16 protein-coding genes are annotated in these 17,433 nt (G+C 68.5%); 5 read left to right on the top strand and 11 right to left on the bottom strand.

The annotated features are described in order from the left end of the window. Positions 1-93 precede the first annotated feature (93 nt). From GRF61_RS03675 to pmbA, 3 genes are all read right to left on the bottom strand, one after another. Positions 94-1,176 (bottom strand): TRAP transporter substrate-binding protein, encoded by a 1,083-nt coding sequence (locus GRF61_RS03675; RefSeq protein WP_169149364.1) that lies wholly within the window; start codon positions 1,174-1,176, stop codon positions 94-96. Positions 1,177-1,356: 180 nt separating this feature from the next. Beyond that, on the bottom strand, positions 1,357-2,481 hold the full coding sequence (locus GRF61_RS03670; RefSeq protein ID WP_169149363.1) for a TRAP transporter substrate-binding protein: 1,125 nt from the start codon (positions 2,479-2,481) through the stop codon (positions 1,357-1,359). A 306-nt stretch (positions 2,482-2,787) separates the two neighbouring features. Continuing rightward, a complete protein-coding gene (pmbA, locus tag GRF61_RS03665; RefSeq protein WP_169149362.1) occupies positions 2,788-4,128 on the bottom strand; it encodes a metalloprotease PmbA in 1,341 nt (446 codons plus the stop codon). Between the two features lie 77 nt (positions 4,129-4,205). On the opposite strand from pmbA, the gene yjgA reads away from it, so the two are divergent. Together yjgA and mog are read left to right on the top strand one after the other, a co-directional pair. After that, positions 4,206-4,793, top strand: coding sequence for a ribosome biogenesis factor YjgA (gene yjgA / locus GRF61_RS03660; RefSeq protein ID WP_169149361.1), 588 nt, complete (start codon positions 4,206-4,208; stop codon positions 4,791-4,793). Further along, the gene (gene mog / locus GRF61_RS03655) at positions 4,790-5,377 is read left to right on the top strand and encodes a molybdopterin adenylyltransferase (RefSeq protein WP_169149360.1); all 588 of its coding nucleotides are present in this window, start codon (positions 4,790-4,792) and stop codon (positions 5,375-5,377) included. The genes yjgA and mog overlap by 4 nt, the downstream gene beginning before the upstream one ends. Before the next feature lie 139 nt (positions 5,378-5,516). Here the strand turns inward: mog and GRF61_RS03650 are convergent, their stop codons facing one another. The 6 genes from GRF61_RS03650 to GRF61_RS03625 all read right to left on the bottom strand — a co-directional run bounded on the left by GRF61_RS03650 (position 5,517) and on the right by GRF61_RS03625 (position 10,493). Then, the gene (locus tag GRF61_RS03650) at positions 5,517-6,224 is read right to left on the bottom strand and encodes a protein-methionine-sulfoxide reductase heme-binding subunit MsrQ (protein ID WP_133594617.1); all 708 of its coding nucleotides are present in this window, start codon (positions 6,222-6,224) and stop codon (positions 5,517-5,519) included. Positions 6,225-6,312: 88 nt separating this feature from the next. Then, on the bottom strand, positions 6,313-7,251 hold the full coding sequence (gene msrP, locus GRF61_RS03645; protein ID WP_169149359.1) for a protein-methionine-sulfoxide reductase catalytic subunit MsrP: 939 nt from the start codon (positions 7,249-7,251) through the stop codon (positions 6,313-6,315). A gap of 127 nt (positions 7,252-7,378) precedes the next feature. After that, positions 7,379-8,182, bottom strand: coding sequence for an anti-sigma factor (locus GRF61_RS03640; RefSeq protein ID WP_169149358.1), 804 nt, complete (start codon positions 8,180-8,182; stop codon positions 7,379-7,381). Further along, positions 8,179-8,682, bottom strand: a complete 504-nt coding sequence (locus tag GRF61_RS03635) for a sigma-70 family RNA polymerase sigma factor (protein WP_169149357.1) — start codon at positions 8,680-8,682, stop codon at positions 8,179-8,181. Before GRF61_RS03635 ends, GRF61_RS03640 begins: the two co-directional genes overlap by 4 nt. 57 nt (positions 8,683-8,739) lie before the next feature. Continuing rightward, a complete protein-coding gene (locus tag GRF61_RS03630) occupies positions 8,740-9,156 on the bottom strand; it encodes a hypothetical protein (RefSeq protein ID WP_169149356.1) in 417 nt (138 codons plus the stop codon). Between the two features lie 89 nt (positions 9,157-9,245). After that, on the bottom strand, positions 9,246-10,493 hold the full coding sequence (locus GRF61_RS03625) for a cation:proton antiporter (RefSeq protein WP_169149355.1): 1,248 nt from the start codon (positions 10,491-10,493) through the stop codon (positions 9,246-9,248). Between the two features lie 141 nt (positions 10,494-10,634). Here GRF61_RS03625 and aroG point away from each other — a divergent pair, with 141 nt between their 5' ends. Beyond that, complete coding sequence (gene aroG, locus GRF61_RS03620) at positions 10,635-11,723, top strand: 3-deoxy-7-phosphoheptulonate synthase AroG (protein ID WP_169149354.1); 1,089 nt, start codon at positions 10,635-10,637, stop codon at positions 11,721-11,723. An 84-nt stretch (positions 11,724-11,807) separates the two neighbouring features. After that, complete coding sequence (gene dinB / locus GRF61_RS03615) at positions 11,808-12,902, top strand: DNA polymerase IV (RefSeq protein WP_348982337.1); 1,095 nt, start codon at positions 11,808-11,810, stop codon at positions 12,900-12,902. A 41-nt stretch (positions 12,903-12,943) separates the two neighbouring features. Here dinB and GRF61_RS03610 read toward each other — a convergent pair whose 3' ends face one another. Then, entirely contained in the window at positions 12,944-14,023 is a 1,080-nt protein-coding gene (locus tag GRF61_RS03610; protein WP_169149352.1) for a porin, read from the bottom strand. 268 nt (positions 14,024-14,291) lie between these two features. Beyond that, positions 14,292-15,305, bottom strand: a complete 1,014-nt coding sequence (locus GRF61_RS03605; protein WP_169149351.1) for an alpha/beta hydrolase — start codon at positions 15,303-15,305, stop codon at positions 14,292-14,294. A 290-nt stretch (positions 15,306-15,595) separates the two neighbouring features. On the opposite strand from GRF61_RS03605, the gene GRF61_RS03600 reads away from it, so the two are divergent. After that, the coding region (locus GRF61_RS03600) for an ABC transporter ATP-binding protein (RefSeq protein WP_169149350.1) at positions 15,596-17,433 on the top strand (1,838 nt) is incomplete at its 3' end.

The following is a 17,433-nucleotide window of genomic DNA, read 5'->3' as shown; positions in this document are numbered from 1 at the left end:
CCGGCGGGCCGGGGATGAGTCGGCCTTGCAGGGTTTCTGCATATGCCGATGGCTTGGCGCGGCCGGCATCGGGCCGCGCCTTGGAGTGCTTGCTTAGAGCTTCTGCGCCGCCATGTACTGGTCGTAGCTGCCTTCGGCGACCGGTTGCCACTGGTAGGACTCGGAGAGGAAGCGCTGGTAGTCGGGGTAGATCTTCTTCCACGCCGCGTTCTTGTCCATCAGCTCGGCATAAACCTCGTTGCGCGCCTTGAAGGCGGCGTCCATCACCTCGCGCGGGAAGCGGTGCAGCTTGGCGCCCTGGCCGATCAGCTGCTTCAGCGCGCCGGAGTTGCGGGCGTCGTAGCGCGCCTGGACCATGACGTGGGCGTCGGACGCGGCCTGGCGGACGATGGCCTGGTACTCCTTGGAAAGCGAGTTCCACTGCTTGTCGTTGATGTAGAGGCCGAACTGGGTCGCCCCCTCCCACCAGCCGGGGTAGTAGTAGTGCGGCGCCACCTTGTGCAGGCCCAGGCGCAGATCGTCGTAGGGGCCGATCCACTCGGCGGCGTCGATGGTGCCTTTCTCCAGCGCGGTGTAGATCTCGCCGGCGGGAATGTTCTGCGCCACCGCACCCAGCTTGGCCAGCACCCGGCCGCCGAAGCCACCGATGCGCATCTTCAGGCCGTTCACGTCGCCAACGGTCTTGATCTCCTTGCGGTACCAGCCGCCCATCTGCACCCCGGTGTTGCCCATCGGGAAGTTGACGATGTTGTACTGGGCGAAGAACTCGCGCAGCAGCTTCATGCCGTTGCCGTCATACATCCAGGCCGTCATCTGGCGGGAGTTCATGCCGAAGGGGATGGCGGTGTCAATGGCGAAGGTCTCGTCCTTGCCGAAGAAGTAGTAGCCGCAGGTATGGCACAGATCCACCGTGCCCTGCTGCACCGCGTCCACTACGCCGAAGGCCGGCACCAGTTCGCCGGCCGGGTGGGTGGAAATCACGAACTTGCCGTCGGTAGCCTCGGCGACGTTCTTGGCAAAGACTTCGGAGCCGCCGTAGATGGTGTCCAGCGTCTTCGGGAAACTGGAGGCGAGGCGCCAGCGGATCTGCTGCTGGGCATGGACGATGGCGGGTGCGGCGCCCGCCGCGAGTACGCCGGCAAGACCGGCGTGCTTGATGAATCTGCGTCGTTCCACAGGGGTCTCCTTCGGTGGTGTGGCTCGAAATATATGGTTTCGAATTCTTGAGCCGTGACCGATTATAGGAGCCTCGTTTGGGCTCGATACCTTGGAAAACCCTAATAAAAACAGCAAGCTTATTGTAAGCTTGGTGTAAGTTTTTCCTATGATGGCCCTTCCGAGAGCGAAGCGGAAAGGTCAGCGCGTGGACTGCAGGAAGCGGTCGGTGCTCGCCTCGGCCACGCTGAACCAGGCGTTCTGCGACTTCCGGTACTTGTCCCATTCGGTGAAGATCTTCGCCCACGCCGGATTGCGGCCGGCCTCCTCGTTGTAGAGCTCGAAAGCGGCCTTGTAGGCGGCCTTCATGATCTCGTCCGAGTAGGCCTGCAGCTTCACGCCATTGCCCAGCAGCCGTGCCAGCGCCTGCGGGTTCTTGTCGTCGTAGGAGGCCATCATGGTGACGTTGGCCTCGTGGGCGGCGGCGCGGAAGGCCTCCTGGTACACCCTGGGCAGCTTGGCCCACTCGCCCTTGTTCACGAAGAAGGTGATGGCCGGGCCCGGCTCCCACCAGCCGGGGTAGTAGTAGTGCGGCGCCACTTTGTAGAAGCCCAGCTTCTCGTCGTCGTAGGGGCCGACCCATTCGGCGGCGTCTATGGTGCCTTTCTCCAGCGAGGGATAGATGTCGCCGCCGGCGATCTGCTGCGGAATCGCGCCCAGGCGGGCGAACACTTCGCCACCCAGCCCGGCGATGCGGATCTTCAAGCCGTTCACGTCGCCCACGGTCTTGATCGGCTGACGGTACCAGCCACCCATCTGCACCCCGGTGTTGCCGCCGAGGAAGGACAGCACGTTGTAGTTGCTGAAGAACTCATCCAGCAGTTGCTGGCCGCCGCCGAACATCACCCACGCGTTCATCTGCCGGGCATTGAGGCCGAAGGGCACGGTGGTGCCGAAGCCGAAGGTCTTGTCCTTGCCCACGTAGTAATAGGAGCAGGTGTGGCACAACTCCACCGTGCCCTGCTGCACCGCGTCCAGCGCCTGCAGCCCGGGCACGATCTCCCCGGCGGGGAAGACGCGGATGTCGAACTTGCCGTCCGTCATCGCCCGCAGGCGGTTGGCCAGCACGTCGGCGCCGCCGTAGATGGTGTCCAGGCTCTTGGGAAAGCTGGAGGTGAGGCGCCACTTGACCTCGGGCAGGCCGGCTTGTACGGCGGGTGCCGCAGGCGCGGCTGCTTCCTCTTTTTTCGCGCAGGCCGCGAGGCCGACCGCAGCGCCTGCGGCCAACCCGGCGCCGGCTTTCGTCAGGAATGAACGACGTTCCACGATCTCCTCCACTTGGAATGGTCATGGGATGCGCGGCCGATTATAGGCGCCGCAATCCCGCGCGCCTGCTGGGAAAACCCTATTCGGGAGAGCCCTTAGGAGAGGAAGCAAAAGGAAGCGACGAGGCGCTGCCAGGCGCTTCGGAGCGGAGGGGCGGGGGAGCGCTCAGGGGGTGAAATGCCGGCGCAAGCGCTGCGGGTGGGCCGCGCCGGGAAGGACTGCGGGGCAGGCTCGCTGCCTGATCTGCCTGCCCCTCCCCCGTCAGGCGTCGGGAGAAGGGAAGAAAGAGGGAGAGGGAAAAGCGATTCAGCGGCCGGCGATCTTCATGCGGTCGATCAGCACCGAGCCGCAGTGCTTGGCGCCGCGGGGCAGGGCGTCGTTGCCGATGGCGACGATGCCGCGGAACATGTCGCGCAGGTTGCCGGCGATGGTGATCTCTTCCACCGCATGCTTGATCTTGCCCTTCTCCACCCAGAAGCCGGCGGCGCCGCGGGAGTAGTCGCCGTTCACGTAATTCACGCCGTGGCCCAGCAGTTCGGTGACGAGCAGGCCCTTGTCCATCTTGCGCAGCAGGCCGGCGAGGTCGTCGCTGCCGGCGGACACCCGCAGGTTGTGCGAGCCGCCGGCGTTGCCGGTGGTTTGCATGCCCAGCTTGCGGGCGGAGTAGCTGGAGAGGAAGTAGCCCTGCAGCACGCCGTCCACCACCACGTCGCGGTCGCGGGTGGCCACGCCTTCGCCGTCGAAGGCGCTGGAGCCGAAAGCCTTCTTCAGGTGCGGGCGCTCGGCGATGCTCACGACCGGCGAGAAGACCTGCTGGCCCAGGCTGTCGAGCAGGAAGGTGGATTTGCGGTACAGCGCGCCGCCGCTCACCGCCTGCACGAAGTTGCCGAGCAGGCCGACCGCCAGCTGCGCCTCGAAGATCACAGGCACTTCGCAGGTGCGTATCTTCTTGGCGCCCAGCCGCGCCAGGGCACGCTCGCCGGCCAGGCGGCCGACGTCTTCGGCGCTCTGCAGGTCGGCGGCTTCGCGGCGGGAGTCGTACCAGTATTCCCTTTGCATGGCGTCGCCCTCGCCGGCGATCACCGAGCAGGACAGGCCGTGGCGGGTGGTGGCATAGCCGCCGACGAAGCCGTGGCTGTTGGCGGAGATGAAGTGCGATTGCTGCACCGAAACGTTGGCGCCTTCGGAGTTGCTGATCTTCGGGCTGACGGCGAAGGCGGCTTCCTCGCTGCGGCGGGCGAGGGCGATGGCCTCGTCCACGCTGATGTCCCAGGGATGGAAGAGGTCGAGGTCGGGGAACTCGGTCGCCATCAACTCGGGGTCGGCCAGGCCGGCGCAGGGGTCGGGCGCGGTGAAGCGGGCGATGGAGAGGGCGGCATCCACGGTGGATTTCCACGCCGCCTTGGAGAAGTCGGAGGTGCTGGCGTAGCCGCGCTGCTGGCCGACGTACACCGTGACGCCTATGCCCTTGTCGCGGTTGTACTCGATGGTATCCACCTCGCCCTTGCGCACCGCCACCGACTGGCCGAAGCCTTCCGACACGTCGGCCTCGCTGGCGGTGGCGCCGCGCTTCTTCGCGTACTTGACGATGTCGGCGGCAATTTCGCGCAACTGCGCCTGGGAGAAGGAAAAGCCTTTGTCGGACATGGGCGGGAGACCGGTTGGCAAAGGCTATAATCTTACCCCGATCACGCCTGCCGCCGCTTCGCCGGCGCCTTTCCACGATGCATCCCCACTCCGACGCCGACCGCAACCCGCAACTCGACGAAGACGACGCCTACCCGGAACCGCCGAGCAAGAGCAGCCGCAAGCGCGAGATGCATGCCCTGCAGGACATCGGCCGCCAGCTGGTCGAACTGTCGCCGGAGCGCCTGCGCAAGGTACCGATGCCGGAAGAGCTCTACGACGCGGTGCGCGACGCCCAGCGCTTCACCAAGCACGAGGCGCGCCGCCGCCAGCTGCAGTACATCGGCAAGCTGATGCGCGCCATCGACCCGGCGCCCATCCAGGCCCAGCTGGACGCCTTCAACGGCGTTTCCGCCGCCGAGGTCGCCAAGCAGCACCGGCTGGAGCGGCTGCGCAGCGACTTCATCGAAGACGAAAAGGTGATCGCCGCCATCGCCGAAGCCTTTCCCGGCGCCGACCTGCAATATCTGCGCACCCTGCGCCGCAACGCGCTGAAGGAGCGCGAGCAGAACAAGCCGCCCAAGGCTTTCCGCGAGATCTTCCGCGTGCTGCGTGACCTGGAGGAAGGCGCCGCCGGTAACGCGGACGAAACCGCGGACGACGACCACGACCCGGAGCAGGCATGAGCGGCGAACACATCACCATAGGCGTGGTTTCCATCAGCGACCGCGCCTCCGAAGGCACCTATGAGGACCAGGGCATCCCGGCGCTGAAAGAATGGCTGGGCAAGGCGCTGGCCTCGCCCTGGAGCGTGGAATCGCGGCTGATTCCGGACGAGCGCCCGTTGATCGAGAGCACGCTGGTCGAACTGGCCGACCGCGCCGGCTGCGCGCTCATCCTCACCACCGGCGGTACCGGCCCGTCGCCGCGCGACGTCACCCCGGAAGCCACGCTGGCGGTGGGCGACAAGGAGATGCCCGGCTTCGGCGAGGAGATGCGCCGCATCAGCCTCAACTTCGTGCCCACTGCCATCCTGTCCCGCCAGGTGGCGGTGATCCGCGGCAACAGCCTCATCGTGAACCTGCCCGGCCAGCCCAAGTCCATCCGCGAGACGCTGGAAGGCGTGCGGGATGCGAATGGCAGCGTGCGCCACGTCGGCATCTTCGCCGCCATTCCCTACTGCATCGACCTCATCGGCGGTCCCTACATCGAGACCGACGAGACGGTGATCAAGGCCTTCCGGCCGAAGAGCGCGATCCGGGCGAAGTGAGCGGCTGGCGAAGCATTGCGTCGCTTTTTCCGCCTACGCCCCGCGCGGGGAGAGTGGGGCGCCAATTCCCGCCGAACGGTGGATATCCCGTCCGGAAGAGCGGTAGACCATGCTCCTGGGCTTCAGCCCGCTGCCCGCCTCACTTCGGCACGATCCGCACCACCCGCCCGTTGCCCCGCGCCTGCGGCACCGCCGCGGCCAGCTGCCGGCGGCGCTCCAGTTCCCGCCACCAGGCGCGCATGCCCAACAGCGCGGCGAGGACGAGGGCGTAGATCGCCGGTTCCAGCACGTCCGCCTTCACCAGCCACCAGAAATGCACCACGCCCAGGATGGCGATGGCGTAGGTGGAGCGGTGCAGCGCCTGCCAGCGCCGGCCGCCGAGGCGGCGCACCGCCAGGCGGTTGGAGGTGAGCGCCAGCGGCAGCATCAGCACCAGCGCGGCGAAGCCGACGGTGATGAAGGGGCGCTTCAGGATGTCGGCGGCGATGGCCGCCCAGTCGAAGAACTGGTCCAGCCACAGGTAGGTGGCGAAGTGGGCCAGCCCCCAGGCGAAGGCGAACAGCCCCAGCATGCGGCGCAGCCGCAGCAGCCAGTGCAGGCCAGTGAGGCGGCGCAGCGGCGTTACCGCCAGGGTGATCAGCAGCAGGCGCAGCGTCCAGGTGCCGCTGGCGTGGGTGATGGTTTCCACCGGGTTGGCACCCAGCGTGTCCGCCTGCCAGCCCAGCAGCAGCTGCAGGGCCGGCAGCAGACAGAGCAGGAAGACGAGCAGCTTGATTGCCGTGATGGCGGCAGCCGGCGGTGTGCGCAGGCTGGGTTTCAGGGGCTTTTCCCTTTCGATCGATGCCATTAGTTTCCTCGGTGGCGGATATGGGCGCCCGCGTTTCGCTTCATTGCGGCCCGCCTTCGCCACCGCGCTTGGGCGGGCGAGCCTGTGCTCAGTAATTCGCCTTCAGATCCATGCCCTGGTACAGCCCGGCCACCTGCTCGCCGTAGCCGTTGAACATCAGCGTCGGCCGCTTGCGCAGCTCGCCGATGCGGCGCTCGGTGGCTTGGCTCCAGCGCGGGTGGGCCACCTCCGGGTTCACATTCGAGTAGAAGCCGTATTCATCCGCCGCCGCGCGGTTCCATGAGGTGCGCGGCTGTTTTTCCACCAGGCGGATGGCGACGATGGATTTGGCGCTCTTGAAGCCGTACTTCCACGGCACCACCAGTCGGACCGGCGCGCCATTCTGGTTGGGCAGCACGTCGCCGTACAGGCCTACCGCCAGCAGCGTCAGCGGATGCAGTGCCTCGTCCAGCCGCAGGCCTTCCACATAGGGCCAGCTGAGCACCGGCCGGCGCAGCATGATGGCCGGATCGTAGTGGGTTACGAACTCCACATACTTGGCGCTGCCCAGCGGCTCCACCTGTTTCAGCAGCGCCGCCAGCGGCAGCCCCACCCAGGGAATCACCATGGACCAGCCCTCCACGCAACGCAGGCGGTAGATGCGTTCCTCCAGCGGCGCCAGCTTCAGCAACTCCTCGATGCCGAAGGTGCGCGGTTTGCCGGCCAGGCCCTCGACGCGCACGGTCCAGGGCTGCACCGACATCTTGCCGGCGTTCTCCGCCGGGTCGCTCTTGTCGGTGCCGAACTCGTAGAAATTGTTGTAGGTGGTGACCGCCTTCAGCGGCGTCTTTTCCTCGCTGGTGCTGAAGGGCGAGGGCGCATAGGCCGGCAGCCGGCTGGCGGCATGGCCGCTGCGCGGCAGCGCGGCCCACAGGGCGGCGCCGGCGAGCGCGCTGCTGGCGCCGAGGAGGAAGTGGCGGCGCTGCTCGAACAGGGAACGGGGTGTGATCTCGGAGGGCGAGATGTCGGTGGGGCGTTTGATCAGCATGTTGGGGCCGTTGGGAGGTGGTGCGGTCTTGGTGGCCGCTGTGATTGAGACGATATCAGCGACGTCGGGTTCAGCGCCGTGACGGAGGTGGGTGCCGGGTGGCAAAGTGGGCTGCGGTGAGGGCAGTTCAGGGCGCCAGCTGCCGATACACCGCATCGGCCACCGGCAGCAGGGCGGCGCGGGGCTGGCGGGCGGAGAGGGCGTAGGCGAAGCCGTTTTCCGCCCAATAGAACACGCTGATGCCTTCTTCCTCGGCGAAACGGAAGCTGGGGAGGCTGGCGGCGGTGTCGCCGGAGCGGGCGGCGCTGACGTACAGCGTCAGCCGCTCGCCGGCGGCGTTGTCGTACATGAACTGTGCGCCCGGGCCGGCCTCGGCGGCGAGCAGGCGGCCGCCCATCAGGTGGTAGCCCAGCGCGCCCAGTTCCGGTACCCGTAGCGGCGTGCCCAGCCGCTTGGACAGCCAGGCGACCAGGTGCTGTTCGTTGTCCGCGCCCACCTCTACCGGGTGGCGCTGCTCCGGGGCATAGACGGCATGGGCGATGGCGGCGCGGCGCGGCAGCCCGATCAGCGCATCCGCCGGCTGGGCGTGGTCGTCCGCATGGCGGGCGCCGCCGGGGGCGTTCCAGCCGGGGGCGTTCCACATTGCGCCTAGCACCGCGCCCAGGGCCAGCCAGCCGAGCGCGGCGGCCGCCCGCGGCGGGCGCCAGCGCTCGCCTGCCACGGCGGCGCGCAGGCGTGCCGGGACGGCTTCCGCCAGTACCGGATCGAAGGTGGCATGCAGCCGTGCGTTCTGCTGCCGCCAGGCGGCGAGCGCGGCCGCTTCCTGTGGATGCTCGGCGAGCCACGCTTCAACCTCCGCGCGGCGGGTGGCTTCCAGGCGGCCGTCGGCCCAGGCGTGGAGGTCGTCTTCGCTGATCGGGGCGGGCTTCATTTCACGATCTTCAGATGGGCGGGCAGGGCTTCGCCTTCGGCCAGCAGGCCGCGCAGGCGGCCGCGGGCGCGGGAGAGGCGGGACATCACGGTGCCGGGCGGGATGCCGACGATGCGGGCGGCTTCCTCGTAGCTCAGGTCTTCCAGGCCGACCAGCAGCAGGATTTCACGCTGGTCGGCCGGCAGGGCCTGCAGGGCGCGGCCAAGGTCGCGCAGCGCCAGGCCGTCGCCCTGGGTGGGGGCTACCGGCGTTTCCGGCAACTCGGCCGCGTCGCGGTATTGCAGCCGGTTCTCGGTGGCCAGCTGGTTGATGAAGACGTGGTGCATGGTGGTGAGCAGCCAGTTGCGCAGATTGCCCGGCCGCCACAGCCGCCACTTGTTCAGCGCCCGCTCCAGCGTGTCCTGCACCAGGTCGTCGGCGCGGGTGGCGTCGCCGGTCAGCGCGCGGGCGTAGCGGCGCAGCCGCGGAATCTCGGCGAGCAGGGCGTCGGTGGAGGGCATGGGCGGCGGGCTGGCGGCGTGGGGGACGAATTCCGGCTGGGGCGGCTCAGTGCGTGCTCACGGGCGCGCCAGGTGCCACACGCCCATCGCGCCATCGCCGCTGCGGTCGCCGGGTTTCTGGTCTTTCGCCCAGCGGTAGAGCGGCTTGCCCTTGTAGGCCCACTGGCGGCTGCCGTCGTCGCGCGTCACCGGCTTCCAGTCGTCGCCCGCCATGGCGGCGGCGGGGGCCATCAGCGGCGGCCAGTTCATCGCGCACTGGCCATTGCAGGCGCTCTTGCTGGCGTCGGCGGGGTCGCGGTCGAAGGTGTACAGGCTCATGCCGTCGGCGGTGACCAGGACGCCGTCGCGGGCGCTGGCGGGGGCGGCATGCATGGCGTCGTGCATGCCGCTGCCGTGATGCTGCTCGTGCATGCTGCCGCAGCCGGCGAGCAGGGCGAGGCTGGTGGTGAGAAGCAGGGAACGGGTCGGGCTCATGGCGTTACTCCTCTTGGTCAGGGGTAATGCGTAAACAGCCGGTGAGCCGCGATTATTCCCGCTCCTTCCGTTTTTTTCCGTGCCGCTGTTCAGTTGCCCGGGCGAGGGCACTCCGCCGCGGCGTCAGCGCGGGGAATCCAGCCCTTTCCCAGGCAGAAGCGGAATAGCGGCCCGGTCATGGTGGTGGATAGCACCGCGAGGGTCACCAGGGCGGCATAGGCGTGCTCGGAGAGCAGGCCCTGGTCGCGCAGGATGGTGGCGGCGACGATCTCCATCAGCCCCTTGCATTGCAGCAACGCGCCGACCGCCAGCGCCTCGCGGCGGTCGAGGTCGGGCGAAGGGGGGTAGAGGATGACCGCGCCCAGCTTGGTGAGCACCGACAAGGCCAGCAGGCCCAGCGAGGCGACCAGCGAGGTCCAGGTGAGGGCGTCGCCGTCGATGCGCAGTCCGCTGTGGCCGAAGAACAGCGGCGCGAGGCCGAACAGGGCGACACGGCCCAGTTGTTCCGGCGGCAGCAGGCGTACCCATTTGGGCGCCATCATGGCGCCGCCGAAGTAGGCGCCGAGCAGGGCGTGCAGGCCGAGCTGGGAGCTGGCCCAGGCGCCGCCGGCGAGGAAGAGCGCCGCCATCGCCCAGATCACCCAGCGCGGCGGCAGGCCTTCGCGTTTTTGCGCGTGCATGCCGACGATGGCCAGCGCCACCAGGATGCCCACCGCGAGCAGTTCGGTGCCGTCCCACTTGCTCAGGGCAGCGCTGCCGTTGGCGGCGAACAGCAGCAGGGCGAGGCCTATCCACAGCACCGCGTCGTCTATCACCGCCACGCCGAGCGCGACTTGGCCGTAGGGGCGCTGCAGGGGATTGAGCTCGCGCACGATGCCGATCAGTACCGGCAGCGCGCTCACCGCCACGCAGAGACCGATGGCGAGCGCGCCCAGCCAGCCTTCGCCGCGCGGCGCCGTCCAGCCGGGGAGCTGGTTGAAGTGGTAGTAGGCGGCCAGGGTGCCGACGACGAAGGGCAGGGCCAGCGCGGCGGCGGCGCTGGTGGCCAGCCGCGAGATCGGCAGCGACGGGCTGCGGGCGGTCTGCTCCTCGTCCGACAGGCGCATTTCCAGGCCGGCGCTGAAGGCGAGCAGCAGCACGCCTATCCAGCCGAGCTGGTCGCCAAGCGCGGAGGGGACGCCGAGCGAGGTGGGTTTCAGGCCGGCGGCGGCAAGGCCGAGGCCGATGAGGATGGGCAGGACCGCGAGGGGAAGCGAGCGGCCGAGAAGGCGCCAGACGGCCCAGGGAACAAGAACGAAGATCAGCGCATCGGCGATGAAATCGAACAGGGGGGGCATGTTTCATCTCCCCGGGATTCGTTGATTGGAGGGGCACCTTAGCACCGTTTTTTTTCGCACTGCAACATTGAGCCGGTCTCGGCGGCCATGAAAATTCGCTAGAATCGACGGCTTCCGCCCGTACCTGCCAAGAGCTTCGCCATGACTGCCTCAATCCGGATTCATATCGACGATGTCCGTATCAAGGAGATCAAGGAACTCGTTCCGCCCGCCCATGTGCTGCGCGAGTTTCCGGCCACTCCCAAGTCGGCGGAGACGGCGTTCGCGGCGCGCAGCGCGATCCATCGCATCCTCTACGGCGCCGACGACCGCCTGCTGGTGGTGATCGGCCCCTGCTCCATCCATGACGCCGACGCCGCGCTGGAATATGCCCGCAAGCTCAAGGCCGAGGCCGACCGCCTGCAGGACGACCTGCTCATCGTGATGCGCGTCTATTTCGAGAAGCCGCGCACCACCGTCGGCTGGAAAGGCCTGATCAACGACCCCTACCTCGACGGCAGCTTCGCCATCAACGAGGGCGTGCGCCTGGCGCGCAAGCTGTTGTGGGAAGTGAACGAGCTGGGCCTGCCGGCCGGCACCGAGTTCCTCGACATGATCACGCCGCAGTACATCGCCGATCTCATCAGCTGGGGCGCCATCGGCGCGCGCACCACCGAGAGCCAGGTGCACCGCGAGCTGGCTTCCGGCCTGTCGTGTCCGGTGGGCTTCAAGAACGGCACCGACGGCAATGTGCGCATCGCGGTGGATGCGATCAAGGCGGCGCAGTCGCCGCACCATTTCCTCAGCGTGACCAAGGCCGGTCATTCCGCCATCGTGTCCACCCGCGGCAACGAGGATTGCCACGCCATCCTGCGCGGCGGCAAGGCGCCCAACTACGACGCCGCCAGCGTGGACGCCGCTTGCAAGGAGCTGGCCGCCTCCGGCGTGCCGGGTAAGGTCATGATCGACTTCTCCCACGCCAACAGCCAGAAGCAGCACCAGCTGCAGGTGGCGGTGGCACGCGACGTCGGCGGGCAGATCGCCGCCGGCGAAGACCGCATCATCGGCGTGATGGTGGAATCCCACCTCAAGGAAGGCCGGCAGGACCTCAAGCCGGGCGTGGCGCTGGAGTACGGCAAGAGCATCACCGACGCCTGCATCGGCTGGGAAGACAGCCTGACGGTGCTGGACGTGCTGGCCGAAGCGGTGCGCAACCGCCGTGTGCGTCGGGCGGCGCCGGACACGGAGTAAGCCCTTGCGGCCAGCCCGCGCAGCGACGCAAAAGCCCGCCCCGCAGCGGGCTTTCTTGTTTTGGCGGCCGAGCCGGAGCGGGCGGTGAGCCAGCGCAAGATCATCCATTGCGATTGCGACTGCTTCTACGCCTCGGTGGAGATGCGCGACGATCCCACGCTGCGCGGCCGGCCGCTGGCGGTGGGCGGCCGGGCGGAGCACCGCGGCGTGGTCGCCACCTGCAACTACGAGGCGCGCGCCTTCGGCGTGCATTCGGCCATGTCCACCGCCCGCGCGCTGCAACTCTGTCCCCAGCTGCTGCTGATTCCGCCGGACTTCGAGCGCTACCGCGCCGCCTCCCGCCTCATCCTCGCCATCTACCGCGACTACACGCCGCTGGTGGAGCCGCTGTCGCTGGACGAGGCCTACCTGGATGTGACCGGCGTGGACCGCTGCCAGGGCTCGGCGACGCGGATGGCGGAGGAGATACGCGGCCGCATCCGCGACGAGGTCGGAATCACCGCCTCCGCCGGCATCGCGCCGAACAAGTTCATCGCCAAGGTGGCCAGCGACTGGAACAAGCCGGACGGCCAGTTCGTCGTCCGCCCGCAGGAGGTGGATGCCTTCGTCGCTGCGCTGCCGGTGAAGAAGATCTTCGGCGTCGGCAAGGTCACCGCATCCAAGCTGGCCCGCCTGGGCGTGCACACCTGCGGCGATCTGCGCGCCTGGAGCCTGGCCGACCTCACCCACCATTTCGGCAGCTTCGGCGCCGGCCTGCACCGCCTGTGCCGCGGCATCGACGAGCGCGAGGTGAAGCCGGACCGCATCCGCAAGTCCATCTCGGTGGAAACCACCTATGTCATCGATCTGCCCGATCTTGCCGCCTGCCGCGCCGCGCTGCCTGCGCTGATGGAGGAATTCGCCCGCCGCTTCGAGCGCACCCAGGCGCGCCGGCCGGTGACCAAGGCGGTGGTGAAGATCAAGTTCGCCGATTTCTCCCAGACCACCGTCGAGTGCGCGGCCAGCGGGCCGGATGTCGCCACCTGGCTGCGTCTGCTGGAGGAGGGTCATGCCCGCCGCGGGCTGCCGGTACGCCTGCTGGGCGTCGGCCTGCGCTTCGCCGAAGGCGAGGACGATGCCGACGAGGGCGAAGGCAAAAAAGCCCGGCAGATCAGCCTGTTCGGCGACCTGTCGGGCTAAAGGACCACCACGGGTCCAACTAGAGGAGATGCACTACAGAATCAGAAGCGGTGCACGATGCCGGCGCCGAACTGGTTCTGGTCGACCGGGCCGCCGGCCGCTGCCCCGGTACCGACCGGCGCCGTGCCGTTTTCAGTGCCAGTGAAGGGCAACGGGGTGTCGTTGTAGCGGCTGCCGAACACGTACAGGTTGGTGCGCTTGGACAGTTTGTGGGTGTAACCCAGCGCGAAGCCGCGGACGGCATCGTCTTGCGCAGCGCCGTAGACGTTCTCGTTGCGGCCCTTATTGTGCTGGTAGGTGCCGAACAGGCTGCCGTTCTGACCGATAGGGGCGCTCAGGCCCACCAGCCAGGACTTTTCCTTTTCGGCGCTGCTGACGTAGTTGCGCTTGCGCAGCTGACCATAGGCAGCATGCACCTTGACCGCGCCGAAGTCGTAGGTGCCGCCCAGCGCCAGGCTCTTGGCATTGTCGCGGCCGGTGGAGCTGAGGTTGTTGGCGTAGTTCTTTTGCTCATACACCAGCATTGCCAGCAGCGGACCATTCTTGTAGCGCAGGCCGGCGTTGAGGGCACGCTGGTCGCTGTCGTTTTCCACGGTTTCATCGTCGGTGATGTTGCCGCTGTAGCCCAGCGCGAAATCCAGGCCACCGAGATTCGGCGAGTAGTAGAACAGCGCATTGCTCAGGCGGTTGCTGATCTGGCTGTAGCCGAACAGGGTGTTCATTGAGGCCTGACCGTAGGTGGTGCCGAAGGGCGAAACCGCCGACAACCAGCCGAAGCCAAGACCATCCTGGCGGCCGACGCGGATCTCGCCCAGGCTGCTGACCACATTCACCCAGGAAGCACGGTTGCTGAAGGTGAAGGCGGAGCCGGAGTCCGGGCTCATGCCCATCTCGTAGACGAAGCCGACCTTGGTGCCGTTGCCGATGTCTTCGGTGCCGCGGAAGCCCAGGCGGGAGCCGGCGCTGGTGCCGCTGTCGATGGCCTGGCGGCTGTCCTGGCCGCTCGCCTTGACATAGGTGGCGCCGTAGTCGACCAGGCCGTAGATGGTGACGTTGGACTGGGCATGGGCGCTGCCCGCAAGGCCGGCGGCGAGGAGCGCGGCCACTAGGGTTTTTCTCACAGGTTGATCCTTGTGCGCGAGTGGGAGAACGCGGCCGCGGGCGAAGGATTTCGCAGCCGCGGGCGCTGCATGCCGGCGCATGGCACCGCATGTCCCACGGGCAAGAGCATTATGTATGCCAATTTATATATATATCGATTGGCGGCGACTAATGCCGGATAAATGCCGTGTAAATGCTGAATATTGGCTTATTTGCTTGCTGAGAGGCTTATGGGCTTTGAAGGGTTTACGACGAATTATTTGTTTCTTGTGCTACATAAAATGGCGCTCAAGGCCCGCTGCGGAAGCCGGGCAGTGAAGAGAGGAAACCATCCACCGCCGCCGTGTAGGCGCCGGGCAGGCCGAGCTGGCCGTTGATGTCGCCGTGGCTCAGTGGCTGCGGCAGGATCTCGGTGCGCACGCCCAGGGTCTTGGCCGCGGCCGCATAGCGGTTCGCTTGGGCGCAGGGATCGTCCGCCCGGCGGGTGGAGCAGACCAGCAGCATGGGTACGGCCTGGGTGCTCAGGTGATGTTGCGGCGAGGCGGCGCGCCAGGTGGCCGGGTCGGCGCCGAAGGCGCGGTCATAGAGCCTGGCATGGCGGCCTTCCATGAGCTGGACCAGGTCCAGCGCCGCACTGTCCAGGGCCACGCTGCCAGCCCAGGGGCGAGCGCCCAGCGCGATGGCCCGCGCCGGATCGGCGGACAGCAGGGCGATGAGGTGGGCGCCGGCGGAGTGCCCCATCAATACCAGCCGCTGCGGGTCCGCATGCCACTCACCGGCCTGAGCCTGGACGTAGGCCAGGGCGCGGGTGACGTCCTCCGCCTGCGCCAGCGGCTCCGCCTGTGGCAGCAGCCGGTAGTTGATCGAGACGAAGACCACGCCTTGCGCCAGCCAGTGGGCGGCCTTGTTGGCAACCACCCGGTCCGCGGCCTTGTCGCCCAGCCGCCAACCGCCGCCATGCACCATCAGCACGATGGCCGCCGGCCCGCTGCCGCTGGCCGCGGGAGGCAGATAGACGTCCAGCTTCTGCCGGCTTGCGGTGCCGTAGGCGAGGTCGTGCAGCACCTGGCTGCCAGCCGGCAGGGCGGATGCGCTCGCCGGGCGTTCGTCCACCTCGCCGGCCAGGGCGTCGTCCGCCGCGGCGCCGGCCCGTTCCGCCCGCCTTGCCTCCAGTGCCTCGCGCAGGCGGCCGGCTTCGGCCGGTGGCGTGCCGCCGAGGAGGGCGAGGGCGGCAAGCAGGGCGGCGGCAATCCGGGGAGCCAGGCGCAGCGGTGTGCTGCCTTGCGGACGGGGTAATGACATGGGAACTCCAGGCGCGATGAGCAGGATGAGGCGTGCCGCGCGAGAATAGCGAGCCGCCGAGGGCCGCGACAATCGGCTGCGGCGCCGGATGTATTACGGCCGGTTACGGCGGTCCGGCGACCCGGCGACCCGGCGACCCGGCGACCCGGCGACCCGGCATGATCTGCTGGCGTATGCCGCAATACCGCCGGCAAGCCCGCTTTGGCACCAGCGGGCCGCGGCCTTCGTAGAGAGCCTTGCCCGGCCGGGCAAGGCTGCCGGCCAACTTGGAACAACAAGGACAAAACACCATGTCAGAGCCGATTTCCGCCGACCCCGCCGCTGCCATCGTGGGGGAGAGGCCCCCGCCCGGCGGCATCGCCGAGGCGAGCGCGCCGCCGCCGGAAACGCCGGTCAGCCTGGGGGCCCTCTACCGTGCCTTGTGGCACCACGCCGCTGGCGCGCGCCACCTCATCCTGTGGGCCTTCCTGCTGCTGCTGGCGTCGCAGCTGTTCAAACTGGGCGTGCCCTGGCTGGCGGGCAAGGCGATAGACGCCATCCAGCACGGCGGCCTGGACGGACTGGCCGGCGCCGGGCGCTGGTTGGCGCTGGTGTTCGCCGCCATCGCCGCCAGCTGGCTGCTGCACGGGCCGGGACGCATCCTGGAGCGCAATGTCGCCCTCAGGGTGAGGGAGCGGCTGTCCGGCCTGCTGGTGGGGCGGCTGGTGGGCGCGCCGCTGGCCTGGCACGAGCGCCACCACTCCGGCGAAACCACCCACCGGGTGCAGCAGAGCAGCCATGCGCTGTACGACTTCGCCCAGAGCCAGTTCATCTACCTGCAGAACACGGTGCGGCTGGTCGGCCCCATCGTCGCGCTGTGCCTGATCTCGCCGCTGGTGGGCGTGGTCGCGGTGGTCGGCTATGGGCTGATCGGGCTGCTCATCACCCGTTTCGACCGCAGCATGATGCGGCTGGCGGTGGACGAGAACCGCGCCGAGCGCCGCTACACCGCCGCGCTGGTGGATGTGCTCGGCAATGTGTTCTCGGTGCTGGCGCTGCGCCGCGGTGGCGGCGCGGCGCGGCTGATCGCCTCGCGGCTCGCCGATGTGTTCGGCCCGCTCAAGCGCAGCATCGTGCTGAACGAAGCCAAGTGGTGCTCGGTGGACCTGCTCGCCAGCCTGCTGTGGTGCGTGCTGGTGGCGGTGTATGCGATGGAGGCGGGCGGCGCCGGCGGCGGCATTGCGCTCGGCAAGGTGTTCATGGTGTACGAGTACGCCCAGCAGGCCGGCGGCGTGATCACCGCTATCGCCGCCCACTTCCAGTCACTGGCGCGCCAGCGCGCCGACTATGCCGCGGCCGCACCGCTGCTGGCGGCGCCCTCGGCGCAGGATGCCGGCGCGCCCGCCATCCACGGCTGGCGCGAGCTGAAGCTGGAAGGGCTGCACTTCGCCTATGCCGCCTCGCACGGTGCCGGGGTGGAGATAGACGCGCTGACCCTGCAACGCGGCCGCCGCTATGCGCTGGTCGGCCCCAGCGGCGCCGGCAAGACCACGCTGCTGCGCCTGCTCGCCGGCCTGGACCGTGCCGGCAGCGGGATGCTGCTGCTGGACGGCGAGGCGGTGGACCAGCCCGGCGACAGCCTGCGCAGCTTCGCCACCCTGATCCCCCAGCAGGCGGAGATGTTCGACGGCACGCTGGAGGAGAACCTGGCGATGGGCGAAAGCGCCGCGCCGGAAACCATCGCCGCCGCGCTGTATTCCGCCAGCGCCGACACCCTGGTCGCTGGCCTGGGCATGGGGCTGGACACGCGGGTGGCGGAAGGCGGCGCCAATTGGTCCGGCGGCCAGCGCCAGCGGCTGGCCCTGGCGCGCGGGGTGCTGGCGGCGGAAGGCAGCGCGCTGCTGCTGCTGGACGAGCCGACCAGCAGCCTGGACCCGGAATCCGAAGCGCGGGTGTACCAGCGCCTGTTCCGCCATTTCGGCGAAGCGGCGGTGGTGTCCTCGGTGCACAGGCTGCATCTGCTGGACCGCTTCGACGAGGTGATCCTGATGCGCGCCGGCCGCATCGAGGCGGTCGGCAGCGCCTGGGCGCTGGCGCAGTCCTCGCCGCTGTTCAGGGAGTTGCTGGCGGCGCAGGGGGGTGAAGTGGG

Origin of the sequence: Azoarcus sp. TTM-91 (genome assembly GCF_012911025.1) — a bacterium.
In the GTDB taxonomy this organism is placed as follows: domain Bacteria; phylum Pseudomonadota; class Gammaproteobacteria; order Burkholderiales; family Rhodocyclaceae; genus Azoarcus.
This window is presented reverse-complemented; position numbering and strand designations above follow the sequence as displayed.